Raw genomic sequence first — 26,630 nt, 5'->3', positions numbered from 1 at the left:
AAGCGTACATCATCCACATAGGACGGAGGGCTGCCCGAACGGAGTCCGTCCGTGCCTCTCAGGTCAGCCCGGCCGCGCGGGCGCGTTCCACGGCGGGGCCGATGGACTTGGCGACGGCGTCGACGTCGTCCTGGGTGGAGGTGTGGCCCAGGGAGAAGCGGAGGGTGCCGCGGGCGAGGTCGGGGGCGGTGCCGGTGGCCAGCAGGACGTGGCTGGGCTGGGCGACGCCCGCGGTGCAGGCGGAGCCGGTGGAGCACTCGATGCCCTGGGCGTCCAGCAGCAGGAGCAGGGAGTCGCCCTCGCAGCCGGGGAAGGTGAAGTGCGCGTTGGCGGGGAGCCGGCCGCCGGGTGCGGGGTCGCCACCGAGCAGGGCGTCGGGGACGGCGGCCCGTACGGCCTCCACCAGGCGGTCGCGCAGGGTGCCGATCTCGCGGGCGAACCACTCCTGCCGCTCGGCGGCGAGGCGTCCGGCGACCGCGAAGGAGGCGACGGCGGGCACGTCCAGCGTGCCGGAGCGGACATGGCGCTCCTGGCCGCCGCCGTGCAGCACGGGCACGGGGCTGTGCTCGCGGCCGAGCAGCAGGGCGCCGATGCCGTAGGGGCCGCCGACCTTGTGACCGGAGACGGTCATCGCGGCGAGCCCCGAGGCGGCGAAGTCGACCGGCACCTGACCGAAGGCCTGCACGGCGTCGGCGTGCAGCGGAATCCCGTACTCGGCGGCGATGTCGGCGAGTTCACGCACCGGCATCAGGGTGCCGATCTCGTTGTTGGCCCACATCACGGTGGCCAGCGCCACGTCGCCGGGGTCGCGGGCGATGGCCTCGCGCAGCGCCTCGGGGTGGACGCGGCCGTGGCGGTCGACGGGGAGGTACTCGACGGTGGCGCCCTCGTGCTCGCCCAGCCAGTGCACGGCGTCCAGCACGGCGTGATGCTCGACGGGGCTGGCCAGGACCCGGACCCGGGCGGGGTCGGCGGCGCGGCGGGACCAGTACAGACCCTTGACGGCGAGGTTGTCGGCCTCGGTGCCGCCGGAGGTGAACACGACCTCGCTGGGGCGGGCGCCGAGCGCCTCGGCGAGGGTTTCGCGGGACTCCTCGACGGTGCGGCGGGCCCGGCGGCCGGAGGCGTGCAGGGAGGACGCGTTGCCGGTCACGCTCATGTGGGCGGTCAGCGCCTGCGCCGCCTCGGGAAGCATGGGGGTCGTGGCCGCGTGGTCGAGGTAAGCCATGGTGACGCCGATTCTACGGGCCGCGCGGAGGCGGTCCGGGCCCGGCGTCGGTGCCTCACAGGCTCCAGGACACGGTGTCGGTCAGCTGCATGGTGAGGACCAGGACGACGACGTCGGCCGCGCCGAGGGCCATGCCGAGGCAGGCGCGGCCCCGGCGGCGCGTGCCGCGCCAGAGGGAGACGGCCGCGAGGACGACGGCGACCGGCCCGAGGACGAGGTTGAGGACGAGCAGGCCGAGCAGGCCGAGGACGAAGGACGCGACGGCCATGCCGTCGGCGTCGCGCGGGCGCGGCCTCGCCTCGACGTGACCGGTGGCAGGTGCGGTGAGGTGCAGCATGGTGCTCAGCTCCTGATGGTCGCTCACGGGCGGTCGGATCAGTCGGCGGAGGTGTGGCGGCGGCCGTGCCGTTCACGGACGGCGAAGATCACCAGCCAGACGCCGATGAAGGCGGCGGCGGCGACGCTGACCGGCAGCGGGGCGTGGGCCACGGTACCGAGCACGACGCCGAGCAGCATGAGTGCGGCGACGAGGAACAGCATGGTTCGATCCCCCCTCTGGGACGTCTTGGTGAACAGTTGTAGTAACACTTGTTCACTGACTCCGAGTCTAACCCTCCGCACGGCTTTTCAATTCCGGAGAACAATTGTTAACTGGATGACATGAGTCACACCGTCGGCATCCGGCAGGCACAGAAGCAGAAGACCCGTCAGGCGTTCCTGGACGCGGCCCTGCTGCTGCTGGAGGAACAGAGCCTGAGCAGTCTGGGCCTGCGCGAGGTGACCCGTGCGGTGGGAGTGGCGCCGACCGCGTTCTACCGGCACTTCCGCTCGACGGCGGACCTCGGCGTGGCCCTGGTCGACGAGTCGCTGGGCAGCCTGCACCCGATGGTGGGACCCACGGTGTCGGCGGCCGACGACCCGGAGGAGCGCATCGGCCGCGCGGTCGAACTGATCGACCAGCATGTCCGCGCCTTCCCGGCGCACGTCCGCTTCATCGCCCGTGAGCGGCACGGCGGGGTGCAGCCGGTGCGCGAGGCGATCCGGGCGCAGCTGGCGCGGTTCGCCGAGGAGGTCAAGGCCGAGCTGGCCGAGGGCCGGGAGGCGGAGGGCTGGGGGGACGACGACCTGACGATGCTCGCGCATCTCTACGTCGACCAGATGCTCATCACGGCCCAGCTCTTCCTGGAGGCGCTGGAGGCACCCCGGGGCGAGTGGGAGCGCGTGTCCCGGCTGGCCACCCGGCAACTGCGCCTGATCAGCCTCGGCAGCAGGCACTGGCTGGACCGGGACACGCCCCCCGCCCCCTGAGGGGGCGCGCTCAGCCCAGCCGGACGCGGGCGAGCTGGCGGGACTGCGCGACCAGCCGGTCCTCGCTGTCCCAGACCTCGGCGTCCTCCTCCAGGAAGCCGCCGGCCAGATTGCGGGTGGTGATGGACACCCGCAGCGGCCCCGGCGCGGGCCGGTGCCGGACGTGCACGGTCAGTTCGACGGTGGGCACCCAGCCGGTCAGCCCGATCTCGAACGCGGTCGGCGGCAGCGCGTCCACCGCGAGCAGCAGCGAGAGCGGGTCCGCGTCGCGGCCGTCGGCCAGCCCGAACCAGGCCCGCATCTCGCCCTTGCCGGAGGGCGCGCCGACCGCCCAGCCGACGGTGGCCGGGTCCAGCTTGAGCATCAGCCGCTCGGTGATGGCCGAGCTGCCGTCGACCGGGGCCGGGCCGTCCGCGGGGCCGAGGCACCGGTCCAGGGGCGGGATCGCGGGCGGGGTGGCCGTCGTCCGCACGTCGTCGGGCAGGGCGTCGAGGTCGCCGTAGGAGGCGAGGACGCGGATGCGCTCCACCTCGTTGCCCTCGGCGTCGTACTGGAACAGCGACGCCTGGCCGGTGGAGAGGGTGCGGCCGGTGCGCACGGTCTCGGTGCGGACGACCGCGGGGCCGGGCTGGGAGGCCGTCAGGTAGTGCGCGGAGACGGTGAACGGGTCCGGATGCGGGAGCGCGTCCGCGAGGGCCCGGCCGAGCACAGCCAGCAGGTAGCCGCCGTTGACGGCGCTGATGATGGTCCAGCCGGCCGAGAGGTCGATGTCGTAGACGCCGGGCGCGCGCCGGACGACCGCCGTGTCACGGTCGAACTCGCTGTCGCCGATCACGGCTCGGGTGGCGGATGCGGAGGCTGCTTCTGGCATGGATGAACGGTACAGCAGTTCATTACTAAGCGGTAGCTTTCTGCGTTGCGACCGCGTGAACAGCGGGTCTCACTCCTCGGTCACGGTGGAGCGCCGGTTCCAGGCGCGCGGCGCCCGCCAGTGGAACCTCATGGCCAGCAGCCGCAGGAGGAACGCCACGGCGGCGGCGAGCCCGCTGGTGAGGGAGGTCAGGGCGTCGAAGCGGATGCAGAGCACCACCATGGTGGCGCCGACGATCGCGGGCACCGCGTACAGGTCGCGGTCCCAGCGCAGCAGCGAGGGCACCTCGTTGGCGAGCACGTCGCGCAGCACACCGCCGCCGACGGCGGTGGCGAGGCCCAGGGTGGCGGAGGCGGTCAGGCCGAGGCCGTGGCTGTACGCCTTGGTGGTGCCGGTGACGCAGAACAGGCCGAGTCCGGCCGCGTCGAAGACGAGCACCGCCGCCTGGATGCGCTCCACGTGCGGGTGGAGGAAGAAGACCACGACCGTGGCGATCAGGGGGGTGACGAAGAACCCGAGGTCGGTGAAGGCGGCCGGGGGCACGGCACCGATGATCAGATCACGGAAGAGCCCTCCGCCCAGCGCGGTCACCTCGGCGAGCACGGCCATGCCGAAGACGTCGAAGTTCTTGCGGACGGCCAGCAGGGCGCCGGAGATGGCGAACACGAAGATGCCGATGACATCGAGCGTGTGCTGGACGGAGGGACTGAAGATCTGATCGAGCTGCACCCGCACATTCTGACCTGTCGCGGGGCGTGCGCCTTGCGAAGCAAGGCGGGAGCGGCGGCCGCCGGGTGAACGGCGGCCGCCCCCTCACTACTTCTCGTCCGTCTTCTCGACCTTCTCGGCCGTCTCCACCGGGGCGGCCGTCTCGGGCTTCTCGGCCGTGTCGGTCTCCTTGACCGCCTCAGCCTTCTCGGCCGTGTCGGCCTTCTCGACCTTCTCGGCCTTCTCGGTCTTGGTGACCGCCGGCTTCTCCGTCCCGGTCTTGGGGGTGGCGGTCTCCGCCACCTCCGCCGCGACGGCGGCCGACGTCTCCGCCGACTCCTCCAGCACCGCGTCCGGCACCAGCTCGGAGGCCTCCTTCGCCGCCGTCAGCAGGACGGTGTCCTGCGGGGCCTGGTCGGCGAAGTTCTCCGGGTGGTGGCAGGCGACCCGCTGGCCCGGGCGCAGCTCCAGGAGCAGCGGCTCGGTGGTCTTGCAGATCTCCGTCGCCTTCCAGCACCGGGTGTGGAACCGGCAGCCCGAGGGCGGCGAGATCGGCGAGGGCACGTCGCCGCGGAGCAGGATGCGCTCGCTCTTGGCGCCCCGGCGCTTGGGGTCCGGGATCGGCACGGCCGACATCAGCGCCTTGGTGTACGGGTGCATCGGCGCCGCGTACAGCGAGGTGCGGTCCGCGATCTCGACCATCTTGCCGAGGTACATCACCGCGATCCGGTCCGAGACGTGCCGGACGACCGAGAGGTCGTGCGCGATGATCACGTACGTCAGACCCAGTTCCTCCTGGAGGTCGTCCATGAGGTTGACGACCTGGGCCTGGATCGACACGTCCAGCGCGGAGACCGGCTCGTCGGCGACGACCAGCTTCGGCTTGAGCGCGAGCGCGCGGGCGATGCCGATGCGCTGGCGCTGGCCGCCGGAGAACTCGTGCGGGTAGCGGTTGTAGTGCTCGGGGTTGAGACCCACGACCGACAGCAGCCGCTGGACCTCCTTCTTGATGCCGCCCTCGGGCTCGACTCCCTGGAGCCGGAAGGGGGCCCCGATGATGGTGCCGATGGTGTGCCGGGGGTTCAGCGAGGAGTACGGGTCCTGGAAGACCATCTGCACGTCGCGGCGCATCGGGCGCATGCCCGAGACCCCGAGGTGGGTGATGTCCTTGCCCTCGAACTCGATGGTGCCCGCGGTCGGCTCGTCCAGGCGGGTGATCAGCCGGCCCATCGTGGACTTGCCGCAGCCCGACTCGCCCACGACGCCCAGGGTCTCACCGGCGCGCACCTCGAAGTCGATGCCGTCGACCGCGTGCACCGCGCCGACCTGCCGCTGCAGCAGCCCCTTCTTGATGGGGAAGTGCTTCTTCAGGCCGCTGACCTTGAGCAGGATCTCGCCGTCCGCGCCGGCGTCGCCTTTGGCCTGCGCGGGGATCGTCACTGCCTTCTCGTCGCTCACAGCTTCGGCGCAATCTCTTCGGTCCAGATCCGCTCCCGCTGCTCCGTGCTCATGTGGCAGGCGGCCCAGTGCGTGCTGCCGACCTCGGTCAGCTCGGGGCGGACCGTGCGGGTCACGTTGTCCTTGGGGAGGTCGGCGTACGGGCAGCGCGGGTTGAAGGCGCAGCCGGACGGGATGTTGATCAGGGAGGGCGGAGAGCCCTTCACCGGGATCAGGCGGTCCTGCTGCTCGCGGTCGAGCCGCGGCATCGAACCGAGCAGACCCCAGGTGTAGGGGTGCCGGGGCTCGTAGAACACCTTCTCCGCCGGGCCCCGCTCGACACAGCGGCCGCCGTACATCACCAGGATGTCGTCGGCGAGTTCCGCGACGACGCCCAGGTCGTGGGTGATGACGATGACCGCGGAGCCGAACTCCTTCTGCAGGTCGCGGATGAGGTCGAGGATCTGCGCCTGGACGGTCACGTCCAGGGCGGTCGTCGGCTCGTCGGCGATGAGCAGTTCGGGGTTGTTGACCAGCGACATGGCGATCATGGCGCGCTGGCGCATACCGCCGGAGAACTCGTGCGGGTAGCTGTCCACCCGCTTGTCCGGCTGCGGGATGCCCACCCGGTCGAGCATCTCGACCGCGCGCTTGCGGGCGGTCTTCTTGTCGACGTCGTGGTGGATGCGGTACGCCTCCACGATCTGCTGGCCGATCGTGTAGTACGGGTGCAGCGCGGACAGCGGGTCCTGGAAGATCATCGCCATCTCGCGGCCGCGCATCCGGCGCACCTGGTCGGGGTCGGCCGACAGCAGCTCGGTGCCGTTCAGCCAGATCTCGCCGGAGATGCGGGCCTTCTGCTTGCCGTACTGGCCGGCGGTGTGCAGGCCCATGATGCCGAGCGAGGTGACCGACTTGCCGGAGCCGGACTCGCCCACGATGCCGAGGGTCTTGCCCTTCTCCAGCGTGAAGGTCAGGCCGTCGACGGACTTGACCAGGCCGTCGTCGGTCGGGAAGTGCACCTTGAGGTCGCGCACGTCCAGGAACGCCTTGTCGGCGGACTTGGTCTCGGCGGGCTCGCCCACCGCGGCTCCGGTCTTGCTGAGTTCGGTCATGAGAGCCTCACGCGCGGGTCGATCACGGCGTACAGGATGTCCACCAGGAGGTTGGCCACCAGCACCGCCACCGAGGTGATCAGGGTGACGCCCAGAATGACGGGCAGGTCCTGGTTCTTGATGGCGCCCAGGACGGCCTGGCCGAGGCCGGGCAGGCTGAACGTCGTCTCGGTCAGGATCGCGCCGCCGATGAGGGCGCCGAGGTCCATGCCGAGCATGGTCAGGATGGGGGTCATCGTGGAGCGCATGGCGTGCTTGCCGATGACCGTCTGCTCCTTGAGGCCCTTGGCACGCGCGGTGCGGATGTAGTCCTCGCCGAGGATCTCCAGCATGGTGGCGCGGGTGATCCGGGCGTACATCGCCGCGTACAGGAAGGCCAGGGTGATCCAGGGCAGGATCATGCCGCCGAACCAGCCGCCGATGCTCTCGTCCAGGGGCACGTACTGGGCGTCGATCAGCCCGAGCCCGTAGGAGAAGACCGCCAGGGAGAGCAGACCGGTGAAGTAGATGGGGAGCGAGACGCCGCCCAGGGCCACCACCATGGCGGTGCGGTCCCACAGGGTGCCCCGCTTGAGCGCGGAGAGGACACCCGCCGCGACACCGAAGACCAGCCACAGGACCGCCGCGCCGAGCGCGAGGGACAGCGTGACCGGGAAACGGTCCGTCAGCACCGGCCAGATGGCCTGTTCGCTGCGGAACGAGTAACCGAAGCAGGGTGCGGCACAGTGGGTGACATCGCCGCCGGCCGCGTACGTGCGGCCCACGAAGATGCCCTTGAAGAACTCCCACACCTGCTGGAAGATCGGGTCGCCCAGACCGAGCTTCTCCCGGATCGCCTCGACTGCCGCGGGGTCGGCCTGCTTGCCCACGAAACTCGTGGCGACGTCGACCCCCGCCCACTTGGGGACGAGGAAGAAGATGCCGAAGACCACCATGACGATGACCACGAGCATCACTGCGGCGGCGAAGAGCCGCCTGATGAGGTAAGCGAGCACAGCTTACGGCCCGCCGCGGACCGTGAACCGCCGGAGATCCTCCGGCGGTTCACGGTCTCGCCGCGCCGGCCTTCACCTGCCTTTCGTGCCGTTCGGCGGGTGTGCCGGGGTTACTTCGAGGACTTCAGACCGAGGTTGACGAAGTCGTACATGCCGCTGTAGCCGTTCGACGTGTAGATGTTCGCGACGCGGTCCGAGCGCCAGTTGATGAACTTCTCGAAGACGAAGGGCAGGTAGTAACCGCCCTCCATCACCTTGTGGTTGATCTCAGTGGCGATCTTGGTCTTGCCGGCGTCGTCCAGCGTCTTCACGTAGTCGCCGAAGAGGCCGTCGATCTTCTTGTCCTTGATGAGGGCGTAGTTGTTGTTGCCGCTCTCGAGGACGTACTTGCTGTTCCACAGCGGGAGACCGTAGCCCTGCACGGACGGGAAGTCCGGGCCCCAGCCCATGATGATGATGCCGTAGCCCTTCTTCTTCACGTTGGCGGGGCTACCGATGATGCCGGGGGTCTGCGCACCGTCGAACTGGTCGATCTGGACCTTGACGCCGATCTTCTTCAGCGAGGCCTGCAGCGACTCGGCGGTGGCCACCTCGACCGGCTTGTTGTTGCGGACCGCGATGGTGGTGCTGAAGCCGTTCGGCTTGCCGCAGGCCTTCAGCTCCTCCTTGGCCTTGGCGACGTTGCCGTTCTTGTTGGCACCGGCCACGCCGTACGGGTCGTACTTCTGGCCCTCGGCGCCGGGGACCGACGGCGGGAGCATGTTGGTGCCGATGTCGCCGCCGGCGACCGGGCCGCCACGGGCGGTCTGGAGCGAGACGTGGTCGGCACCGTAGATCACGGCCTTGCGGCAGTGCTCGTTGTCGAACGGCTTCACGCTCTGCGGGAAGGTGGCGTAACGGACGTAGCCGGAGACCGGGTTGTCCAGGTTGCCCTTGTGCTGCTTGAGGGCGGCCGTGCGGCCCTGGGGCGACATGCCGGTCTGGGCCAGGTCGATGTCCAGGTCGCCGTTGATCAGACGCTGGTCCAGGTCGTTGGCGTTGGAGAAGAACTTGATGGTGATCGCGTCCGGGTACGCCTTGCGGACCGGGTCCGAGGACGCCTTCCAGTTCTCGTTGCGGACCAGCTTGAGGTCCTTGCCGGGGGCGTACGAGGCGAACTTGTACGGGCCCGAGGAGAACGGCTTCAGGCCGTACTTGGACTTGGTGTCCATGTCCTGGCGGACCGGGGAACCCGAGGTCAGCGCCAGCATCTCCTCGAAGTCCGAGTTGGCCTCGGGGAGGTGGAAGACGATGGTCTTGTCGTCCGGGGTCTCGATGGCCTTCAGGCCCAGGTGGTCCTTGGCCTTGTCCTTGTAGGGGCCCTTGTACTCGGCCTTCGGGTCCAGGACCTCCTTCAGGTAGGTCGGACCGCCGGACAGCACGTCCTGCGCCCACACGCGCTCGATGCCGTACTTGACGTCCTTGGACGTGATCGGCTTGCCGTCCTCCCACGTCACACCGTCGCGCAGGGTGTACGTGTAGGTCTTGCCGTCGTCGCTGACCTTGGCGGCGGCGGTGGCGAGGTCCGGGGTGATCTCGGCGCCCGCGGCACCCGGCTCGGTCTTGTTCGTGACCAGCTGGCGGCTGTAGTAGCGGGAGAAGTTCCACATGAAGCCGTAGTAGCCGCGCGTGGTGTCCCACGAGTCGGCGTCCTGGACGGACCCGAAGCGCAGGGTGCCGCCCTTCTTGGCCTCGGACGCCTGGGCGACCTTGTTGTTGGCCGCGTCGAAGCCGGCCGCACCGTTCTTCGAACCGCCGCCGTTGTCGTCGCCGCCGCCGCACGCGGCCGTGGTCAGCAGTGCCGCGACCACGGCGGCAGCGGCCGCGGTCCGCTTGGCCCGCCCTGAGGTGCGTTGGGTAGTCACGATCTCGGATCCTCCGGATTTGATGAGAGACCCCGTGCTGGTTCCACGGGTCGCTTGGGGGTACGGCGTGGTCAGCGGGAAGCCTTGGGGTCCAGGGCATCCCGGACGCCGTCGCCGAACAGGTTGAAGGCAAGAACGGTGATGAAGATCGCCACACCGGGGACCACCATGTACATGGGGTCCGAGTCGTAGTAGTCGATCGCGTTCGAGAGCATCTGGCCCCAGGAGGCGGTGGGCGGCTTGACGCCCACGCCCAGGAAGCTCAGGGCCGCCTCGGTGAGGATGTTGGTCGGGATCATCATCGTGGAGTAGACGATGATCGGCGCGACCAGGTTGGGCAGCAGCTCCTTGAACAGGATGTAGAACCGTCCGGCGCCCAGCGAGCGGGCCGCGTCGACGTACTCGCGCTCACGCAGCGAGAGGGTCTGGCCGCGCACCACGCGGCCGATGTAGGGCCAGCCGAAGAAGCCGATGACCAGGATCATCACGAAGACACGGACCGCCGAACCGCTCAGCCCCAGCATGCTGCTGGGCATCACCGAGACGAGCGCGATGATGAACAGCAGCTGCGGGAAGGCGAGCAGACCGTCCATCACCCGGCTGATCACGGAGTCGACCCAGCCGCCGAAGAACCCGGCGAGGATGCCGAGCACGGTGCCGAGGAAGACGGCCACCACGGCCGACAGGAAGCCGACCAGGAGCGAGATCTGCGCACCGTAGAGGATGCGGGAGAGGATGTCGCGGCCGTTGACCGGCTCGACGCCCAGCAGGTGCTCGCCGCTGATGCCGCCCAGGGAACCCTTGGGCGTCCCGAACAGCGGATCGATCAGGTCCTCGTGGTGGAGGTCCGGGTCCTGGCCGAGCAGCTGGCTGAGGACCGGCGCCAGCAGGGCGATCACGATGAGCAGGACGACCACGGTGCCGCCGGTCAGGGCGAGCTTGTCCCGCTTCAGCCGCTCCCAGGCGATGCGCCCCAGCGAACGTCCCTGGACGTCCTTCGCCTTGGCGCTCGCCACCTCGGCTTCCTCGAGCGCGTTCGGGGCCGCGTCAGCGGTCGGCTCGTGCAATGGTGCCGTCATTCTGACAGGGACCCCTCTCAACCGGCCTGAACCGGCCCACACTTGCCGCGCGAGCGGCTTCGAAGACTGTCGTACACGGGGTGAGCACCCCTGGATCGGGAGTCTTCAACGCCTGGGCGATCGGTTTCCAGAGTTGACGATGAATGGATGCCTAAACGTGATGCAAGCAGGCACGTTCCGATATCCGAACGACGGGTAACAGCGGTAGGACACAGGTGAATTCGGGACGACGCGCGCCAAAGGCAGCCAATCACTGGCATTTGCGCGTGAACACGTCCTAATACCTGGGCAGTTCACACCGTCGCAACACGGGACCTCCACGTGACCTACCCGGAACAGGGCGTGACGAACACCTGGTTCACACAGATCTTCCGGATCGCCCGGGCACAGTTCGCAGCCGGCCTTCGGGCATGCCGAAATGCCGGAGCGGCCCTTGAAATGCGGGATTCCGGAAGAGGGGAATTACCAGGGAAAGGTAAAAAGACAAAAGAGAAAGGGGCGCGGCGCCGCGCCCCCGGGGTCAGTAGGCCCCGCGCGGGGGCGCGACCGGATAGCCGCCCGTGACCGACGCCCCGGCGCCGTGCGCCTCACGGTCGTAGAACGGCCGGGAGTTGGCGCGCATCCACATCACGACGGGGTCGTACTCGTCGGTCATGGCGACCGTGGAGACCGGCAGACCCTCGGGGACCGCGCCGACCGACTGCTGCATCATCGCGCGGACGGAGTCGACGGCGGCCGGGGTGGTGTCGTACACGTCCAGGCCCAGGGCGAGGTACGGGGCGCCGAGGGCGGGCTGCACCCAGGCCCGGCGCAGTGAGCGCAGGGCCGGGGTGCGGTGGGCGTTCTGCGCCAGCAGGGCGTAGAACTGCGGTACCTCGATGGCCGGTTCGGACAGCCGCAGCGGTCCGGCGGGCCGGCGGTCGAGGCCGGTGGCGATGCGGCGCAGGTCCAGCCAGGGGATGCCCACGCCGCCGCCGGGGGCGTGCGGGTTGAGCCAGAGGCCGTAGTGGTCCGGGTAGAGGGTGCGGGCGACGTCGAGGCCGTCGACCACCTCGTAGGACCGGCTCCAGCCGCTGGCGGAGAGTTCCTGCGCGGAGGTCACGCAGGGGGCGTAACCGAAGTCGTCGACCCGCATGTTCGCGTACTGCGCGTCGGGCGAACCGGCCTGGCCGTGCCACAGCAGCATCCAGATCTGGCCCGACGAAGGGGTGGCGAGGGCGCGGAGCAGTGCCTCGTAGGCGTCATAGCGTCCGGGAGTGACCTGGCGCAGCATGTGCTCGACGCTGCCGCTTGGGCTCGCGCTCACCTGTCCTACCGCCCCTTCGTTCTGTTCCCCGCGTGTGATGACAGCTTAAGCGCCTGCCCGGGCGAGGGGTTGAGCCGGTTCGCGGGTGCGGGTGCGTCGTGGCTTGTCGCGTCCGTTCCCCGCGCCCCCGCGAGGCCGGGACTGCGCTGGTCAGTTGCCCCATTGGTAGAAGGGGCGGACGTTCGCCCGCAGCCAGTCGGACACCGGGTCCTGGGCGGCGTCCAGGAGGACCAGGTTGACGGGCCAGGGGGCCGGGGCGCGGCCGAGGGCCTTGCCGAGGGCGTCCAGGGGGAGGGCCTGGGCGTCCCCCTCCCACTGGGAGAGTTCGACGCCGACGAACAGGACCGGCTCGGCGGTCTCGATGACGGCGAGGCAGCGGCGGGCGCTGACGACCACGCCGGTCGCGGCGAACTCGGCGGAGGCGGCGGTGAGGAAGTCCACCGGGTCCTCCTGCCAGTCGGGCTCGAAGAGCCGGACCCGGCCGCCCGTGGCCGGACCGTCCAGCGGAGTGCGCCCGGAGCGGCTCAGTTCGGCCACCGCCTCCGGGGGCAGCGGGAGTCCGGCCACCCCGCCGGGGTTGATGACGACGCCCGCCTGCGGCGGCAGGCCGCGCGCGAACTCCACGGCGGGGGCGACGGTGTGCGGGAGGTGCCCGCCGGGCGACTGGCGGAACTGCTCCTCGGAGGAGAAGACCGGGACGTACACCTGGCCGTCGATGTCGACGGTGGGCAGGTCGAGGGGGCCGCTGTGCGGGCCGCCGCCGTTGGGCAGGGGTATCCACACGAAGCTGCGCGCCAGCACCTCGACGACGCGGGCGCCGGCCGCGGGTATGCCGAGGGAGGCGGAGAGGACCTCCTCCAGTTCGTTGCCGGGCCATCCGCCGTGCGGGTGGGGGTGTGCCTGTGCCGGGAAGTCCGCGGGAAGGTCCGCCGGGAAGTCCATGTGCCTACCGCCTGCTGGGAGTCGTGCTGTGGTGCAGAAGGCTAACCGGTACGGGTGCCGCGGTTCACTCGGCGAACTCGATCCGGCTCAGGCCGTTCGCCGAGGCGCGGTCCATGAGGACCACCGCGTCGCAGCCGGCGGGGCGCTCGCCGTGCTCCAGGGCGTCCAGCAGGCGGGCGGTGACCGAGCGGTGGCGCCGGAAGGCGTACCGGGAGACGCCCCGGCCGCGTTCGCGCTGGCCCTGCCGGGCGGTGGCGGCGGGCACGTCGAGCAGGATCAGGTGCAGGGCGCCGCCCCGGCGGCGGGCCTCGCGGGCGAGCCAGGCGCGCACCCAGGGCTGGGTGCCGCAGTCGTGCACGACGACGCCCTCGCCGCTGCGCAGGGCCCTGCGCAGCCCGGCGTAGTGGGCGAGGCGGACCAGGGGGCGGTAGAGCGCGTAGGGGAGGGCGGCGGGGAGGCGGGCGGCCCAGCGGTCGCGGGCGTCCTGGGAGTCGACGCGGTGGCCGGGGACCGTACGGCGCATGAGGGTGGACTTGCCGCTGCCGGGCAGACCGGTGACGACGGCGAGGTCGCGGGGGCCGAAGCGCAGGGTGCGCGGGCCGCCGCCGGGGCGGTCGCGCAGGTCGCGGACGGCCGGCACCGGCCCGGCCCGGCGCTCGCGGACGGGCGCCGCGGGCTGCTGCGGCACCGGGATGCCGGTGGTCGTGGCGTACACCGTGGGTCTGTTCACCGTGATCGTCCTCCCCCTGTGGGCTTCAGTCATCTGGTGCCCAACCAATGTAAAGAGAAGGTAATGCGCGAGGTCGCCGGTTGGGTCCCCGGACGGCTACGGGCATGTCACAGCCGGTGGGCCCTTCAGGGCCGGGCCCGGCCGTGCGATGATGTGCCCGCCAACTGCATACCGGCCGTTTGAATCCGCGCGGGAGAGTCCCCAGCCGGGGCGCCGAAGGAGCAAGTCCCTCCCTTGAATCTCTCAGGCACCGTTACCGCGTGGGCGAGGCACATCTGAAAAGCGGGCCGCTGACGGCAGTGGCCCCACCCAAGGTGCAAGCCGTGACGACCCCCCTCGGGGAGGGTCATGGCGAACCTCTCAGGTTCCGATGACAGATGGGGAGGAACGTTCCTCGCCCCATCCCCGTTGTCCTGGGAGACGACCGATGAGTAGCACCGAACTCCGTCACACCGCGCTCGACGCCGTGCACCGCTCGCACGGCGCGACGATGACCGACTTCGCCGGCTGGGACATGCCCCTGCGCTACGGCTCCGAGCGTGACGAGCACGTGGCGGTGCGCACCCGGGCCGGACTGTTCGACCTCTCGCACATGGGCGAGATCACGGTGACCGGCCCCCAGGCCGCCGCGCTGCTCAACCACGCCCTCGTCGGCGACCTCGCCTCGGTCGGTGTGGGCCGCGCCCGCTACACCATGATCTGCCGGGCCGACGGCGGCATCCTGGACGACCTGATCGTCTACCGCCTCGCCGAGCACGAGTACATGGTGGTGGCCAACGCCTCCAACGCCCAGGTCGTGCTGGACGCGCTGACCGAGCGCGCGGCCGGCTTCGACGCCGAGGTCCGCGACGACCGCGACGCCTACGCGCTGCTCGCCGTCCAGGGCCCGGAGTCCCCCGGCATCCTCAAGTCCGTCACCGACGCCGACCTCGACGGCCTGAAGTACTACGCCGGGCTGCCCGGCACCGTCGCGGGCGTGCCCGCGCTGATCGCCCGTACCGGCTACACCGGCGAGGACGGCTTCGAGCTGTTCGTGAAGCCCGAGCACGCGCCGCAGCTGTGGGAGGCGCTGATGGAGGCCGGCGCCGCCGTCGGCCTGGTCCCGTGCGGCCTGTCCTGCCGGGACACCCTGCGCCTGGAGGCGGGCATGCCGCTGTACGGGCACGAGCTGACGACCGGGCTGACGCCCTTCGACGCCGGTCTGGGCCGCGTGGTCAAGTTCGGCAAGGAGGGCGACTTCGTCGGCCGCGAGGCGCTCGCGCAGGCCGCCGAGCGCGCCGAGGCCGAGCCGCCGCGCGTCCTGGTCGGCCTGGTCGCCGAGGGCCGCCGGGTGCCGCGCGCCGGGTACGCCGTCGTCGCGGACGGCGTGGTGATCGGCGAGGTCACCTCCGGCGCCCCCTCCCCCACCCTCGGCAAGCCGCTGGCCATCGCCTACGTCGACGCCGCGCACGCGGCGCCCGGGACCGCGGGTGTGGGCGTGGACATCCGGGGCAGCCACGAGCCGTACGAGGTCGTGGCGCTGCCCTTCTACAAGCGCGCCAAGTAGGACACCGGCGCCGGGTGCGGCCGCCCCGCGGCGTGACCCTGCGCACATTTCACCCGCTCTTCAGCGGTTCGAGCCCTTTTCCCCCGACGAGCACGTCCTCGCGTACAGGAGAATTCTGGTCATGAGCAACCCGCAGCAGTTGAGCTACAGCAAGGAGCACGAGTGGCTGTCGGCCGCCGAGGGCGGCGCGTCGACGGTCGGCATCACCGAGCACGCGGCCAACGCGCTCGGCGATGTGGTCTTCGTGCAGCTCCCCGAGGTCGGCGCCGAGGTCACCGCGGGCGAGTCCTGCGGCGAGCTGGAGTCCACCAAGTCGGTCTCCGAGCTGTACTCCCCCGTCTCCGGTGAGATCACCGAGGTCAACCAGGACGTCGTGGACGACCCCTCGCTGGTGAACTCCGAGCCCTTCGAGGGCGGCTGGCTGTTCAAGGTGCGCGTCGCCGCGCAGCCGGAGGACCTGCTGACCGCCGACGAGTACACCGCCTACATCGCAGGCTGAGGAGCCGGAAGCCGTATGACTGACGTCCTGAACACGCCCCTGCACGAGCTGGACCCGGAGATCGCCGCCGCGGTCGACGCCGAGCTGCGCCGCCAGCAGTCGACCCTGGAGATGATCGCCTCCGAGAACTTCGCACCGCTCGCGGTGATGGAGGCCCAGGGTTCGGTCCTGACCAACAAGTACGCCGAGGGTTACCCGGGCCGCCGCTACTACGGCGGCTGCGAGCACGTCGACGTGGCCGAGCAGATCGCCATCGACCGGCTCAAGGAGCTGTTCGGCGCCGAGTACGCCAACGTCCAGCCGCACTCCGGCGCCTCCGCCAACCAGGCGGCGCTGTTCGCGCTGGCCCAGCCCGGTGACACCATCCTCGGGCTCGACCTGGCGCACGGCGGCCACCTCACCCACGGGATGCGGCTGAACTTCTCCGGCAAGCAGTTCGACGTGGTCGCGTACCACGTCGACGAGGAGAGCGGCCTGGTCGACATGGCCGAGGTCGAGCGCCTCGCCAAGGAGCACCGCCCGAAGGTGATCATCGCGGGCTGGTCGGCGTACCCGCGGCAGCTCGACTTCGCGGAGTTCCGCCGGATCGCGGACGAGGCCGGGGCGTACCTGTGGGTGGACATGGCGCACTTCGCCGGTCTGGTCGCGGCGGGCCTGCACCCGAACCCGGTCGAGTACGCGGACGTGGTGACCTCCACCACGCACAAGACGCTCGGCGGCCCGCGCGGCGGCATCATCCTGGCCAAGAAGGACTTCGCCAAGAAGCTGAACTCCTCGGTCTTTCCCGGCTTCCAGGGCGGCCCGCTGGAGCACGTGATCGCCGCCAAGGCGGTCTCCTTCAAGGTCGCGGCCTCGGAGGGCTTCAAGGAGCGCCAGCGTCGTACGGTGGAGGGTGCCCGCATCCTGGCCGAGCGGCTGACCGCGCCGGACGCCCGCGAGGCCGGGGTGAACGTGCTCTCCGGCGGCACCGACGTGCACCTGATCCTGGTGGACCTGCGTGAGTCGGAGCTGGACGGGCAGCAGGCCGAGGACCGTCTCCACGAGGTCGGCATCACGGTCAACCGCAACGCCGTCCCGAACGACCCGCGGCCCCCGATGGTCACCTCGGGTCTGCGGATCGGCACGCCGGCCCTGGCCACCCGCGGCTTCACCGCCGAGGACTTCGCCGAGGTCGCGGACGTGATCGCGCTGGCGCTGGGGCCGTCGTACGACGCGCAGGCGCTCGCGGCCCGCGTGCGGGCGCTGGCGGACAAGCACCCGCTGTATCCGACGCTGGGCGAGTAGTACCCCGTATGTGTCACCCGGGTGCCCCGCCCACTGCCGGTGGGCGGGGCACCCGTGCCGTGTCCGCACCACCTTTCGCACCTGTCTGTACCTGTTCGTATTGAGGAGTCACCGTGGCCGTCTCGGTCTTCGACCTGTTCTCGATCGGCATCGGCCCGTCCAGCTCCCACACGGTCGGCCCGATGCGGGCGGCGCGCATGTTCGCCAGCCGTCTGCGCAACGAGGGTCTGCTGGACCCCGTCGCCGCCGTCCGCTGCGAGCTGTACGGCTCGCTCGGCGCCACCGGCCACGGCCACGGCACCCCGAAGGCGGTGCTGCTGGGCCTGGAGGGCGCCTCCCCGCGCACCGTGGACGTGGAGGGCGCCGACGCCCGCGTCGAGGCGATCCGCGAGGCGGGCCGGCTCAGCCTGCTCGGCGAGCACGAGATCGCCTTCTCCTTCGACGACGACCTGGTCCTGCACCGCCGCGAGACCCTGCCGTACCACGCCAACGGCATGACGCTGTGGGCGTACGACGCCTCGGGCGCGGAGCTGCTGACCAAGACGTACTACTCGGTCGGCGGCGGCTTCGTCGTGGACGAGGAGGCGGTCGGCGCGGACCGGATCGTGCTGGACGACACGGTGCTGAAGTACCCGTTCCGCACGGGTGACGAGCTGCTGCGGCTCACCAAGGAGACGGGTCTGTCGATCTCCGCGCTGATGCTGGAGAACGAGCGGGCCTGGCGCACCGAGGACGAGATCCGCGCGGGCCTGCTGGAGATCTGGCGGGTCATGCGCGAGTGCGTGGCCCGGGGCATGTCCCGCGAGGGCATCCTGCCGGGCGGCCTGAAGGTGCGCCGCCGCGCGGCCGTCTCGGCCCGCCAGCTCCGCGCCGAGGGCAACGCACTCGCGCACGCCATGGAGTGGATCACCCTCTACGCGATGGCGGTGAACGAGGAGAACGCGGCGGGCGGCCGCGTGGTCACCGCGCCCACCAACGGCGCGGCCGGCATCATCCCGGCGGTGCTGCACTACTACATGGACTTCATTCCCGGCGCGGACGAGGAGGGCGTGGTCCGCTTCCTGCTGGCGGCGGGCGCGATCGGCATGCTCTTCAAGGAGAACGCCTCCATCTCCGGCGCCGAGGTCGGCTGCCAGGGCGAGGTCGGCTCCGCCTGCTCCATGGCCGCGGGCGCCCTCGCCGAGGTCCTCGGCGGCTCCCCCGAGCAGGTGGAGAACGCGGCCGAGATCGGCATGGAGCACAACCTCGGCCTGACCTGCGACCCCGTCGGCGGCCTGGTCCAGATCCCCTGCATCGAACGCAACGGCATGGCCTCGGTGAAGGCCGTCACCGCCGCCAAGATGGCGATGCGCGGCGACGGCTCCCACAAGGTCTCCCTCGACAAGGTCATCAAGACCATGAAGGAGACGGGGGCGGACATGAGCGTCAAGTACAAGGAGACGGCGCGGGGCGGGTTGGCTGTGAACATCATCGAGTGCTAGGGACACGGTCCCTGAGCGGCGCTCGCGAAATCGCGGGTACGTGACAGGGTGGCGTCGGCGGCGCGGAAGCGGAGCGACGATCCGTCGGAGGAGGCGGACACCTGGACCGTGCCGTCGGGTGCTCTTTCGACGTGGACGTCCTTCCGCCCCGGGGCGCCCCAACCCCGCACGCGCACGTCCCGTACATCGGGGAAGCGCAGATAGAACTCGAAGCCCTCGGTGCCGTGCGCACGGGAGAATCCGAGGGTGACGGAGCGGCCTCGTTCGTCGAAGTGGACGTAGAAGAGGTCGCTGGCGCTCAGGATCTCGTGCGTGCACAGCGCTGGGAGCTCCGGGCTGTTCTCGGCGGCGCCCTCAGAGGTGTTCATAGAAGGTCTTCTCGCTCGGGTCGGGAACCGTGGTGTGGAGCCTGGTGCCGAGTCTGCCGCGGAAGTGGTGAGGCCCGCTGTCCTCGCCCTCCGGGCCGACGCGGAATCCGCTGATGTGGCCGGCGAGCACATCGGTACCGCAGGTGAAGCGGAGGAAGCCGGGCTTGCCGCCGTGCGACACCGCGACGCGCATCCTGTGCCTGCTCTCACCGAGCACGGCCAGTTCGACGGACATGAGCGGTCCGGGTTCCCAGGTGTCCAGTTCCAAGTCCTCCACGGCCAGGAACTGGAGCTGTCCCTGCACCGTGTCGACGCCTGCGGCCGCCCATTCCTCCGGCAACGGCAAGGGCGGAGCGGGCAGGTCCAGCCGCAGTGTCACGGTGGGGCCGTGCCAGTCGAGGTGGACGGACCGGAGTCTGACGGAACTCAGGTCCAGAGGGTCCGGGCCGTAGAGCGGGGCGAGAGCCTCGCTGTTCCGGGGGGAGAGTTCGGCGGTCACCGCGACAGTGTCGCTCGTGTCCGGGGAGCTGGCCGTTCCGGGGCCGCCGGGCGCTGACCCGGCTGGGCCGCGAGGAGTGGGGCACGGTCGGCAAGGTGCTGGACCGGCCCCGCGTCCGCCGCCGCGACTGGCAGGAGGGCGCGCGGAGCTGACCGCGCGGTTCAGGGCGTGCCGTCCAGGCCCCAGGCCTCGGCGAGGAGGGTGAAGGAGCGGGCGCGGTGCGCGGGGTCGTAGGTGTAGGTCGTGATGATGAGTTCGTCGGCCTCCAGGTCCGCGACCAGCGCCTCCAGCTCGGCTACCACCGTCCCGGGTGAGCCGACGGCGCGTACCTGCTGGAAGTCGTCCGCGAACCGGGCGGCTTGGGGGCCGATCACGGTCTCCAGGTCCCGGACGGGCGGGCGCAGGGGGCCGCGCCGGCCGGTGTAGATGCCGGCGACCATCTGCTGGGCCGTGGTGAACAGGTGGTGCGCCTCGTCGTCGGTCGGCGCCACCAGGACGTTGACGCCGGCCATGGCGTAGGGACGCTTGATCTCGGCGATGCCGGACTCCGTCGTGAAGCGCTCCCGGTACAGCGCGAGCGCCTCGTGCCGCAGCTGCGGGGCGAAGTGGGAGGCGAAGGCGTAGGGCAGTCCGAGGTAGGCGGCGACGGCCGCGCCGTCCAGGCTCGACCCCAGCATCCACAGCGGGACCTGGGTGCCCCGGCCCGGCACGGCCTGCACCTCCGCTTCGGGCCCGTCGTCGGGGCCGAGGTAGCGGTGCAGGTCGACGACGTCCTGGATGAACGTGTCGGTGGCGGCCGCGCCCCGGCGCAGCGCGGCCGCCGTGGTCGGGTCGGTGCCCGGTGCGCGGCCGAGTCCGAGGTCGATGCGGTCGCCGTACATCTCGGCGAGCGTGCCGTAGTACTCGGCGACCATCAGCGGGCTGTGGTTGGGCAGCATGACGCCGCCCGAGCCGAGCCGGATGCGGGTGCTGTGCTCGGCGGCCCGGCCGATGAGCAGGGAGGTCGCCGAGGAGGCGAAGGTGATGACGTTGTGGTGCTCGGCGTACCAGTACCGGTGGTAGCCGAGGGAGTCCGCGAGCCCGACCATCTCCACGGACTGGTCGAGGGCGGTGGCCGTGTCGGTGCCCGATGCCACGGGTACGAGGTCGAGGACCGACAGCGGAACGCGCGAGGCCGTCATGTGGGCGCCCCCCGTCTTCGCGTGCGGAGTGCCTCCACTGCGAAGGTGTCACAGCCGGGACCGGCCCGCAATCAGAGCCGGTGCCCGTGGGCCTCCGGTCAGCACATGCCCCGAAGGAACCCTGATACTTAGCCTGCTAACTACTTCCTTGAGTAAGCCAACAGTCATGGCAGAGACGAGCAACCGCACCGGGGAGGACCCGCGGGACCCCGCCGGGGCCGACGCGGGCGTACGAGAGCTGGCGCAGGCCGCCGACCGGCCGTTCTACGCGATGCGCCGCTCCCGCGCGGCCACCATGGGCCGCTCCGGGGCCGGGCTCTCCATGGCCCAGCTCACCCTGCTGGAGCCCCTCGCCGCGGCCGCGCCCGAGGACGGCCTCCCGGTCGGCAGGCTCGCCGCCACCGCCGAGGTCAGCGTCCCCACCGCCACCCGCATGCTCAAGCAGCTGGAGACCGCGGGTGTGGTCACCCGGCAGCGCTCCCCGCACGACGAGCGCCAGGTCCTCGTCCGCCTCACCGAGGACGGCGCCGACCGCCTCACCGCCATGCGGACGGAGCTGCGGGGCCGCCAGACCGAGGCGCTCTCCCGCTGCTTCACCCCGCGCGAGCGCCACGAACTCGCCACCCAGCTCGGCCGGTTGACCGAAGTCATTGGCGACACGGTGCCGGCGACGGAGCGCGAGGACCGCTAGCCGGGCGCGCGCCGTGCGGGACCCGGAGCACCCGCACCCTCAACTCGGCAGCGATGAGCGGAACTTGACTTCCTCACCTGGGGCGAAGAGACTCGGGTGAGTCTGGTGTGGTGTGCCCGGACGCCCTCTGCCTTGCCTCTTCTCCCCCCTCCTTCCCGTCCCGCCGCGGTGGAAGACGCCGTCGCCGGATCGGCTCCGCCAGCCAGGAGAACACATGTCTCTGACCCTCCAGTTCACCGTCCGCACCGACAAGGGGCTCATCCGGGAAGTCAATGAGGACTCCGTGTACGCGGCTCCCCATCTCCTCGTGGTGGCGGACGGGATGGGCGGTCATGCCGGGGGCGAGGTGGCCAGCTCCGTCGTCATCTCGCACATGGCCGAGCTGGGGCCGGAGCGCACCCGGGCGGAGCCCATGGAGGCGCTCCGCGAGGCGATACTCGCCGGGAACCTGGCCATCGCCCGCGCGGTGCGCTCCTCGCCGGAGCTGGAGGGGATGGGGACCACCATCACGGCGGTCCTGATGGAGGCCGACAGCGACCGGTTCATCGTGGCCAACGTCGGCGACTCGCGTACGTATCTGATGCGCGACGGCGAGCTGGTGCTGCTGACCCGCGACGACTCGCTGGTGCAGACCCTGCTGGACGACGGCCGGATCACCGCGGCCGAGGCGCTCGCGCATCCGCAGCGGTCCATGGTGACCAAGGCCCTGGTGGGCGGGGAGTCGCTGAGCCCCGCGCTGTTCCGGCTGGAGACGCTGCCCGGCGACCGCTTCCTGCTGTGCTCGGACGGGCTGAGTGATCTGGTGGCCGAGTCCGAACTGGCCGTGACGCTCGGCCTGCCCGGCCGGGACGACGCCGCCGACCGGCTGGTCGAGCTGGCGCTCGGCGCGGGCGGCAACGACAACGTCTCCGTGGTGGTCGCGGACGTCGTCCACGGCGACGCCTACGCCCCCGACGAGGCCCCGGTCATCGCGCGCGCTCCCCTGCAGGAGGACACCCCCGCCCCGGAGCGCCGGGGGCGGCGGGGACGCACCGTGCTCGTGCTGGCCGCCGTCGTGGTGGCGGCGGCCGTCGCGTACTACGTGTTCGGCTGAGCCTGCTGGAAGACGCAGCCCGCGTGGGCGCCGGCGGCGTAGGAGATGACGTCGGCGCGGCCGGCGGGCAGGCCGCGCAGGAAGGCGCCCGCGTAGGCGCGGCCGATGAGGAAGGCCCCCCAGTTCAGCACCCAGGGCTCGGGCTCCCCGCTCTCCCGGCCGGGGAAGGTCTCGGGGAGCGGGGTGACCAGTTCCTGCACGATGTGCGGGGTGGCCAGGGCCTGTTCCAGGCTCGCCGCCCAGCGGGCGTCGTCGACCGCGCGGCCCAGTACGGTGCCGGAGCCGCCGAGGCCGTGCGCGGGCTTGAGCACCAGGCGCTCGCGGTGGCGCCGGCAGTACGCGAGCAGGTCGGCCCGCTCGCCGTCGACGCGGGCCGTGCCGGGGCGCAGTTCGTGGGTCCACGGGAGCAGGCGGCGTACGAGGTCCCGCTCCCCCGCGTCCAGGGTGTCCTGGCAGCGGTCCTCCCAGAGCATGGCCAGGGCCCGCTTGTTGCCGTGCATGGAGGTGCGCAGCGGGGACAGCACGGGCACCCCGCACCGGGCGAACAGGTCGAGCAGCGCCTCGGCCTCGACGAGCGTGGCCGCGTCGGCGGTCAGCTCGCCCAGGGTGAAGTAGCGGTACACCAGGTCGGCGGGGCGTCCGCCGGCCAGGAGGCGGCCGCCGGACTCGCGGACCTGGCCGGTGTGGCAGCCGTACGCCTCGATGCCGTGCGGGGCGAGCAGCGCGGCGAGCGCGGTGATCTCCGGTTCGGTGGCGCGGTAGCCGTCGGGGCAGTCCATGAGGGCGACCCGGCAGGTCTCCCCCGTACGGCCCGCGGCCTGCCGCAGCTGTCCGGCGAGCACGGCGGCCGGGTCGGGGAAGCGCAGGTGCTCCCGCGCGGCGAACGCGGCCAGTTCGGGGTCGGCCAGGGTGAGCCGGTTGAGTTCCGCGATCTGGAGGCCGCCCAGCGCGCTGCTGATGTTGAACTCCAGCATGCGGAAGCCGGTCCGGTCCCGGTAGAGGTCGGCGCGGCCGATGCGGGCGGGCTCGGGCACCGGGGGCCGCAGGGCGAGCCGGGACTGTTCGGGGCGCAGTCCGACCGCCGCAGCGAAGGCGTGCGGGTCCCCGCCGAAGAGGCGTTCGGGCAGGGTGAACAGCAGGTCGGTCACCCCGTCGAGGTCGGCCTGGAGCCGGCCGGCCTCGTCCGCGGTGAGGAAGGCGGGCCGGCTGAGGAAGCGGTCCTCCAGGGCCTGGTGGACGAGGTCCAGCCGGGCCGGGTCCGGGTCGCGGAGGGTGAGGGGGCGGCGTCCGGGGCCTGCCAGGTAGCGGTCGGTGAGAGTGGCGGGCGGGGCGGTCGTCATGGGGCGGGTGTCTCCTCGCCCGGTACGGGCCTTGTCGTGATGCGGATCTCGGCGGCGGCGGCACGGGCGCGGGCCAGGGCCTGGCCGGGGTCGTCGCCGACCGCGAGGACCCAGCCGCAGCGGTCGTCCGAGCCGCGCAGCTCGGGAACCGTGTCGCCGGGGGCGACGTCCAGGGCGGTGTCGACCACGCCCGGACCCGCCGCGGCGGCCTCCTCGCCGGTGATCTCCGTGACCGGGCCGGGCGGCGCGGTCAGGAACCATACGGCGGCCGCGCCGGCGGTGGCGGCGGGCGCGGGCGGCACGGCTCCCGCCACGTGCGCGGCGAGCAGGTCGCGTACGTCCGCGCCGGTGACCTCGCGGACGAGGTCGATGATGCCGTCGCCGCCGGGGCGGTCGTGGGACTCCACGACGCGCGGCCCGCGCGGGGTGACGATGATCTCCGTGTGCGCGGGCCCGTCCGTCAGCCCCACCGCGTCGAGGAAGGCCGAAGTGGCGGCCTCCAGCGCCCGGTGCCGGGCGGCGTCGACGCGGGCGGGCACGAGGTGGCCGATCTCCACGGCGTTGTCGCCGGTGAACTTCTCGGTGACGGCGAGCACGTGGTGCTCCCCGGCGCGGGAGAAGGACTCCACGCTGTACTCGGGCCCGGCGAGGAACTCCTCCGCGAGCAGCGTGTCCGGCGCGGCCTCGACCAGCCGGGCGGCCCGCTCCACGTCGGCCGTGTCCCGCAGCACGTGGATGCCCTGACTGCCCGAGCCGTCGCGCGGCTTGAGCACGACGGGCAGTCCGGCCCGCTCGGCGAAGGCGGCCAGGTCGCCCGGCGCCCGCATCAGCGCGGCTTGGACGGCGGGCGCGCCCGGCGCGTCCGCGAGGGCCTCGCGCATCCGCGCCTTGTCCTTGAGCAGCAGCACGGTGCGCGGCGGGTTGCCGGGCAGGCCGAGGGCGTCGCGGATGCGGGCGGCGGTGGTCAGGAAGCGTTCGCGGACGGTGACGACCCGGTCGAAGGGGACGGCCTTGTGCAGGGCGAGGGCGTGGTCGAGCCAGGCGTCGCCGTCGGCGCCGGACAGCAGCAGCGCCTCGTCGCAGGCGTCCTGGTGGCCGGGGCCGAACTCGGCGAGCGTGCCGCCGTACAGGACGTGGCAGCCGTGGGCGCGCAGTGCCCTGGGCAGCCGGGTGCCGCCGCCGAGCACGAGGACGGTCGGGGCGGCGGAGGGGCCTGTGCCGTTCATACGGATTCCTGGGTGAGCGCCGGGTCCTTGGTGACCCGTGGGACGACGGGGGTGGCGGGGGCGGGCCGGGCCCGGCGCGCGGCGTGCGGGGCGGCGGAGGCGATCAGGGCGACGACGGCGCCCAGCAGCAGCCAGCCGCCCACCGGGCGCCAGTCGGGGCCGGGGGCGAGCAGGAGCGTGGTCAGCGCCAGCGGGGCCACGACACCGGTGACGCCCCGGCCGAGGGAGAAGAAGCCCTGGTACTCGCCGTGCGAGCCGTCGGGGGCGAGTTCGTAGCTGAGGCCGTACCCGCCCGCGGACTGCCAGAGTTCGCCGGCCGTGTGCAGGACCATGCCCGCCAGCAGCAGGCCGACCGCGGCGAGCGGCGCGGAGGTGAGGACGGCGCAGGCGATGGCGGCCCAGCCCGCGAGGAGCACGAGGCCGGCGCGGCGGACCGCGCGGGCGGCGGTGTCCACGTCCCCGGTGCCCCGGGAGAACGGCACCTGGAGCAGGACGACCAGCACGGTGTTGGCGAGCACCACGGCGGAGATGGTCCACTCCGGGGCGCTGGTGTGGTCGGCGATCCACAGCGGCAGGGCCAGGGACAGCACGTCGTAGTGGATGCTGGTCAGTCCACAGATCAGGGTGACCAGGGCGTAGGGGCGGTCGCGCAGGACGGTGCGCCGGGCGGGCACCGCCTCGCCGGTGGGCGCGGGCCGGACCGGGGGCACCTTGCGGAGCGGCAGGGCGGCCAGTACGTAGGCGCAGGCGTTGAGCAGGACGACGGTCAGATAGGCGGCGCGGCTGTCGGCGGCGAGGGCGAACGCGGCGAGCGCGGTGCCGATGCTGAGCCCGGCGTTGGTGACGGACTTCAGCAGGGCGCGCAGCCGCACCCGGGCCTCGCCGACGCCGACGCCGCTGATGACGGCGCCGCGCGCGGCCGCGCCCCCGCGTTCGGCGACGGCGGCGGCGCAGGTGACGAGGATGAATCCCCACAGGGAGTGGACCAGCGCGAACGAGGCGGTGGCGAGGGCCTGTCCGGCGAGGGCGGCGGCATAGGTGCCGCGCGCGCCGAAGCGGTCGGCGACCCGGCCGGCCGGGACGGCCGCCGCCAGGCCGGTGAGCCCGGCCACGGCGAGGCCGACGCCGACCTGGGCGGCGGAAAGGCCGACGGAGCGGGTGAAGAAGAGCGCGCTGACCGGGAGGAGGAGCCCGCTGCCGGTCTGGCCCACGAAGGTGGACAGGACGAGCGCGCGCGGCGCCCCCCGCTCCGGCAGCAGGGCCCGTATCCGGCCGGACCACCTGGCTGACGGTGCGTCAGTCATGTACGTCCTCACCGATAAGCCGGGCCAGTTCGCCGAGGACCAGCTCGGCGTGGCGCTCGGGGTCGGGCACGGGGTGGACCAGGGAGCGGACGGCGCCGGTGCGGTCCAGGACGACTCCGGCGCGCTCGAACAGGGTCCGGCCCTCGGCGCGTACCTCGGGCACGCCGAGCGCGCGGCCGAGGGAGAGGTCCTTGTCGCCGATCAGCGGGTAGCCGAGGGCGCGTTCGGTGGCGAACTCCGCCAGCTCGCCCGGCGCGTGGGCGCTGACGCCGAGCACCCGCGCGTCGGCGCGGGCGAACCGGGCGGCCGCGTCGCGGGCGGAGCACAGTCCCGTGGTGCAGCCGCCCAGTTCGGGCACGCGCTCCCCGATGCCGGGTTCGGTGATGAAGAACAGGACGGTCCACTCGTGGTCGGGCGACGGCACGGCGAGAGGGCCTTCGGGCGTGCTGACGGTGTGCTGCATGGGGTTCCTTACGGGTGGGGTGCGCGGGTGCG

Annotated in this window: 27 protein-coding genes and 1 riboswitch; of the genes, 7 read left to right on the top strand and 20 right to left on the bottom strand. The window is 71.8% G+C overall.

All coding sequences use genetic code 11. From position 1 onward, the window contains the following. Window positions 1-58 precede the first annotated feature (58 nt). From ABZ898_RS02495 to ABZ898_RS02485, 3 genes are read right to left on the bottom strand one after another with little or no spacing between them, the layout of a single operon-like run. The gene (locus tag ABZ898_RS02495) at window positions 59-1,228 is read right to left on the bottom strand and encodes a cysteine desulfurase family protein (RefSeq protein ID WP_361651923.1); all 1,170 of its coding nucleotides are present in this window, start codon (window positions 1,226-1,228) and stop codon (window positions 59-61) included. Window positions 1,229-1,283: 55 nt separating this feature from the next. Then, the gene (locus ABZ898_RS02490; RefSeq protein ID WP_361652276.1) at window positions 1,284-1,565 is read right to left on the bottom strand and encodes a DUF4190 domain-containing protein; all 282 of its coding nucleotides are present in this window, start codon (window positions 1,563-1,565) and stop codon (window positions 1,284-1,286) included. Window positions 1,566-1,603: 38 nt separating this feature from the next. Beyond that, entirely contained in the window at window positions 1,604-1,768 is a 165-nt protein-coding gene (locus ABZ898_RS02485; protein ID WP_361651922.1) for a hypothetical protein, read from the bottom strand. A 120-nt stretch (window positions 1,769-1,888) separates the two neighbouring features. Here ABZ898_RS02485 and ABZ898_RS02480 point away from each other — a divergent pair, with 120 nt between their 5' ends. Next, window positions 1,889-2,536, top strand: coding sequence for a TetR family transcriptional regulator (locus tag ABZ898_RS02480; RefSeq protein ID WP_361651921.1), 648 nt, complete (start codon window positions 1,889-1,891; stop codon window positions 2,534-2,536). Between the two features lie 10 nt (window positions 2,537-2,546). Here ABZ898_RS02480 and ABZ898_RS02475 read toward each other — a convergent pair whose 3' ends face one another. The 10 genes from ABZ898_RS02475 to ABZ898_RS02430 all read right to left on the bottom strand — a co-directional run bounded on the left by ABZ898_RS02475 (window position 2,547) and on the right by ABZ898_RS02430 (window position 13,623). Next, on the bottom strand, window positions 2,547-3,407 hold the full coding sequence (locus ABZ898_RS02475; RefSeq protein WP_361651920.1) for a thioesterase family protein: 861 nt from the start codon (window positions 3,405-3,407) through the stop codon (window positions 2,547-2,549). Window positions 3,408-3,476: 69 nt separating this feature from the next. Next, complete coding sequence (locus ABZ898_RS02470) at window positions 3,477-4,136, bottom strand: trimeric intracellular cation channel family protein (RefSeq protein ID WP_361651919.1); 660 nt, start codon at window positions 4,134-4,136, stop codon at window positions 3,477-3,479. Between the two features lie 87 nt (window positions 4,137-4,223). After that, entirely contained in the window at window positions 4,224-5,573 is a 1,350-nt protein-coding gene (locus ABZ898_RS02465; RefSeq protein ID WP_361651918.1) for a dipeptide ABC transporter ATP-binding protein, read from the bottom strand. Further along, window positions 5,570-6,667 (bottom strand): ABC transporter ATP-binding protein, encoded by a 1,098-nt coding sequence (locus ABZ898_RS02460; protein ID WP_361651917.1) that lies wholly within the window; start codon window positions 6,665-6,667, stop codon window positions 5,570-5,572. Before ABZ898_RS02460 ends, ABZ898_RS02465 begins: the two co-directional genes overlap by 4 nt. After that, a complete protein-coding gene (locus ABZ898_RS02455) occupies window positions 6,664-7,662 on the bottom strand; it encodes an ABC transporter permease (protein ID WP_361651916.1) in 999 nt (332 codons plus the stop codon). Before ABZ898_RS02455 ends, ABZ898_RS02460 begins: the two co-directional genes overlap by 4 nt. Window positions 7,663-7,772: 110 nt before the next feature. Continuing rightward, complete coding sequence (locus ABZ898_RS02450; RefSeq protein WP_361651915.1) at window positions 7,773-9,566, bottom strand: ABC transporter substrate-binding protein; 1,794 nt, start codon at window positions 9,564-9,566, stop codon at window positions 7,773-7,775. A gap of 71 nt (window positions 9,567-9,637) precedes the next feature. Further along, entirely contained in the window at window positions 9,638-10,645 is a 1,008-nt protein-coding gene (locus ABZ898_RS02445) for an ABC transporter permease (protein WP_361651914.1), read from the bottom strand. Between the two features lie 520 nt (window positions 10,646-11,165). Next, a complete protein-coding gene (locus tag ABZ898_RS02440) occupies window positions 11,166-11,951 on the bottom strand; it encodes an enhanced serine sensitivity protein SseB C-terminal domain-containing protein (protein WP_361651913.1) in 786 nt (261 codons plus the stop codon). Window positions 11,952-12,101: 150 nt separating this feature from the next. After that, complete coding sequence (locus tag ABZ898_RS02435) at window positions 12,102-12,893, bottom strand: enhanced serine sensitivity protein SseB (RefSeq protein ID WP_361651912.1); 792 nt, start codon at window positions 12,891-12,893, stop codon at window positions 12,102-12,104. A gap of 64 nt (window positions 12,894-12,957) precedes the next feature. Beyond that, a complete protein-coding gene (locus ABZ898_RS02430; protein ID WP_361651911.1) occupies window positions 12,958-13,623 on the bottom strand; it encodes an AAA family ATPase in 666 nt (221 codons plus the stop codon). A gap of 180 nt (window positions 13,624-13,803) precedes the next feature. After that, window positions 13,804-13,892: riboswitch (glycine riboswitch) on the top strand. Window positions 13,893-14,050: 158 nt separating this feature from the next. Here ABZ898_RS02430 and gcvT point away from each other — a divergent pair. The 4 genes from gcvT (at window position 14,051) to ABZ898_RS02410 (ending at window position 18,433) form a co-directional block, all read left to right on the top strand. Beyond that, window positions 14,051-15,169 (top strand): glycine cleavage system aminomethyltransferase GcvT, encoded by a 1,119-nt coding sequence (gene gcvT / locus ABZ898_RS02425; RefSeq protein ID WP_361651910.1) that lies wholly within the window; start codon window positions 14,051-14,053, stop codon window positions 15,167-15,169. A gap of 121 nt (window positions 15,170-15,290) precedes the next feature. Continuing rightward, window positions 15,291-15,668, top strand: a complete 378-nt coding sequence (gene gcvH, locus ABZ898_RS02420) for a glycine cleavage system protein GcvH (protein WP_361651909.1) — start codon at window positions 15,291-15,293, stop codon at window positions 15,666-15,668. A 15-nt stretch (window positions 15,669-15,683) separates the two neighbouring features. Continuing rightward, on the top strand, window positions 15,684-16,952 hold the full coding sequence (gene glyA, locus ABZ898_RS02415; protein ID WP_361651908.1) for a serine hydroxymethyltransferase: 1,269 nt from the start codon (window positions 15,684-15,686) through the stop codon (window positions 16,950-16,952). A gap of 113 nt (window positions 16,953-17,065) precedes the next feature. Next, window positions 17,066-18,433, top strand: a complete 1,368-nt coding sequence (locus ABZ898_RS02410) for an L-serine ammonia-lyase (protein WP_361651907.1) — start codon at window positions 17,066-17,068, stop codon at window positions 18,431-18,433. Here the strand turns inward: ABZ898_RS02410 and ABZ898_RS02405 are convergent. The 3 genes from ABZ898_RS02405 to ABZ898_RS02395 all read right to left on the bottom strand — a co-directional run bounded on the left by ABZ898_RS02405 (window position 18,430) and on the right by ABZ898_RS02395 (window position 20,481). After that, window positions 18,430-18,801 carry a hypothetical protein gene (locus tag ABZ898_RS02405; RefSeq protein WP_361651906.1) on the bottom strand — a complete coding sequence of 124 codons (372 nt, stop codon included), beginning with the start codon at window positions 18,799-18,801 and terminating at the stop codon, window positions 18,430-18,432. The genes ABZ898_RS02410 and ABZ898_RS02405 overlap by 4 nt on opposite strands. Next, entirely contained in the window at window positions 18,788-19,300 is a 513-nt protein-coding gene (locus ABZ898_RS02400; RefSeq protein ID WP_361651905.1) for an Imm50 family immunity protein, read from the bottom strand. Before ABZ898_RS02400 ends, ABZ898_RS02405 begins: the two co-directional genes overlap by 14 nt. Before the next feature lie 161 nt (window positions 19,301-19,461). Beyond that, window positions 19,462-20,481: an LLM class flavin-dependent oxidoreductase gene (locus ABZ898_RS02395; RefSeq protein ID WP_361651904.1), complete on the bottom strand. Its 1,020-nt coding sequence runs from the start codon at window positions 20,479-20,481 to the stop codon at window positions 19,462-19,464. Window positions 20,482-20,647: 166 nt separating this feature from the next. Between ABZ898_RS02395 and ABZ898_RS02390 the strand changes: the two genes are divergently transcribed. Then, window positions 20,648-21,172 (top strand): MarR family transcriptional regulator, encoded by a 525-nt coding sequence (locus ABZ898_RS02390; protein ID WP_361651903.1) that lies wholly within the window; start codon window positions 20,648-20,650, stop codon window positions 21,170-21,172. A 214-nt stretch (window positions 21,173-21,386) separates the two neighbouring features. Beyond that, a complete protein-coding gene (locus ABZ898_RS02385; RefSeq protein ID WP_361651902.1) occupies window positions 21,387-22,265 on the top strand; it encodes a protein phosphatase 2C domain-containing protein in 879 nt (292 codons plus the stop codon). Here ABZ898_RS02385 and ABZ898_RS02380 read toward each other — a convergent pair. Genes ABZ898_RS02380 through ABZ898_RS02365 form a run of 4 tightly spaced genes read right to left on the bottom strand, consistent with a single transcriptional unit; the run spans window position 22,250 to window position 26,598 of the window. After that, window positions 22,250-23,605, bottom strand: a complete 1,356-nt coding sequence (locus ABZ898_RS02380; protein ID WP_361651901.1) for a hypothetical protein — start codon at window positions 23,603-23,605, stop codon at window positions 22,250-22,252. The two genes, ABZ898_RS02385 and ABZ898_RS02380, sit on opposite strands and share 16 nt — an antisense overlap. Beyond that, the gene (locus ABZ898_RS02375; protein WP_361651900.1) at window positions 23,602-24,831 is read right to left on the bottom strand and encodes an ATP-grasp domain-containing protein; all 1,230 of its coding nucleotides are present in this window, start codon (window positions 24,829-24,831) and stop codon (window positions 23,602-23,604) included. The genes ABZ898_RS02380 and ABZ898_RS02375 overlap by 4 nt, the downstream gene beginning before the upstream one ends. Beyond that, a complete protein-coding gene (locus tag ABZ898_RS02370) occupies window positions 24,828-26,135 on the bottom strand; it encodes an MFS transporter (RefSeq protein ID WP_361651899.1) in 1,308 nt (435 codons plus the stop codon). Before ABZ898_RS02370 ends, ABZ898_RS02375 begins: the two co-directional genes overlap by 4 nt. Beyond that, window positions 26,128-26,598 (bottom strand): redoxin domain-containing protein, encoded by a 471-nt coding sequence (locus ABZ898_RS02365; protein WP_361651898.1) that lies wholly within the window; start codon window positions 26,596-26,598, stop codon window positions 26,128-26,130. Before ABZ898_RS02365 ends, ABZ898_RS02370 begins: the two co-directional genes overlap by 8 nt. Window positions 26,599-26,630: the final 32 nt, after the last annotated feature.

The sequence above is a fragment of the Streptomyces sp. NPDC046860 genome, from assembly GCF_040645115.1.
Lineage (GTDB): Bacteria > Actinomycetota > Actinomycetes > Streptomycetales > Streptomycetaceae > Streptomyces.
This window is presented reverse-complemented; position numbering and strand designations above follow the sequence as displayed.

Coding starts and splice junctions, on each gene's coding strand:
- ABZ898_RS02435 (WP_361651912.1), bottom strand. CDS start 12,893: ATGGACTTCCCGGCGGACCTTCCCGCGGACTTCCCGGCACAGGCACAC.
- ABZ898_RS02390 (WP_361651903.1), top strand. CDS start 20,648: ATGGCAGAGACGAGCAACCGCACCGGGGAGGACCCGCGGGACCCCGCC.
- ABZ898_RS02405 (WP_361651906.1), bottom strand. CDS start 18,801: ATGAACACCTCTGAGGGCGCCGCCGAGAACAGCCCGGAGCTCCCAGCG.
- ABZ898_RS02395 (WP_361651904.1), bottom strand. CDS start 20,481: ATGACGGCCTCGCGCGTTCCGCTGTCGGTCCTCGACCTCGTACCCGTG.
- ABZ898_RS02475 (WP_361651920.1), bottom strand. CDS start 3,407: ATGCCAGAAGCAGCCTCCGCATCCGCCACCCGAGCCGTGATCGGCGAC.
- gcvT (WP_361651910.1), top strand. CDS start 14,051: ATGAGTAGCACCGAACTCCGTCACACCGCGCTCGACGCCGTGCACCGC.
- ABZ898_RS02480 (WP_361651921.1), top strand. CDS start 1,889: ATGAGTCACACCGTCGGCATCCGGCAGGCACAGAAGCAGAAGACCCGT.
- ABZ898_RS02385 (WP_361651902.1), top strand. CDS start 21,387: ATGTCTCTGACCCTCCAGTTCACCGTCCGCACCGACAAGGGGCTCATC.
- ABZ898_RS02370 (WP_361651899.1), bottom strand. CDS start 26,135: ATGACTGACGCACCGTCAGCCAGGTGGTCCGGCCGGATACGGGCCCTG.
- gcvH (WP_361651909.1), top strand. CDS start 15,291: ATGAGCAACCCGCAGCAGTTGAGCTACAGCAAGGAGCACGAGTGGCTG.
- ABZ898_RS02380 (WP_361651901.1), bottom strand. CDS start 23,605: ATGACGACCGCCCCGCCCGCCACTCTCACCGACCGCTACCTGGCAGGC.
- glyA (WP_361651908.1), top strand. CDS start 15,684: ATGACTGACGTCCTGAACACGCCCCTGCACGAGCTGGACCCGGAGATC.
- ABZ898_RS02460 (WP_361651917.1), bottom strand. CDS start 6,667: ATGACCGAACTCAGCAAGACCGGAGCCGCGGTGGGCGAGCCCGCCGAG.
- ABZ898_RS02375 (WP_361651900.1), bottom strand. CDS start 24,831: ATGAACGGCACAGGCCCCTCCGCCGCCCCGACCGTCCTCGTGCTCGGC.
- ABZ898_RS02485 (WP_361651922.1), bottom strand. CDS start 1,768: ATGCTGTTCCTCGTCGCCGCACTCATGCTGCTCGGCGTCGTGCTCGGT.
- ABZ898_RS02490 (WP_361652276.1), bottom strand. CDS start 1,565: ATGCTGCACCTCACCGCACCTGCCACCGGTCACGTCGAGGCGAGGCCG.
- ABZ898_RS02365 (WP_361651898.1), bottom strand. CDS start 26,598: ATGCAGCACACCGTCAGCACGCCCGAAGGCCCTCTCGCCGTGCCGTCG.
- ABZ898_RS02445 (WP_361651914.1), bottom strand. CDS start 10,645: ATGACGGCACCATTGCACGAGCCGACCGCTGACGCGGCCCCGAACGCG.
- ABZ898_RS02495 (WP_361651923.1), bottom strand. CDS start 1,228: ATGGCTTACCTCGACCACGCGGCCACGACCCCCATGCTTCCCGAGGCG.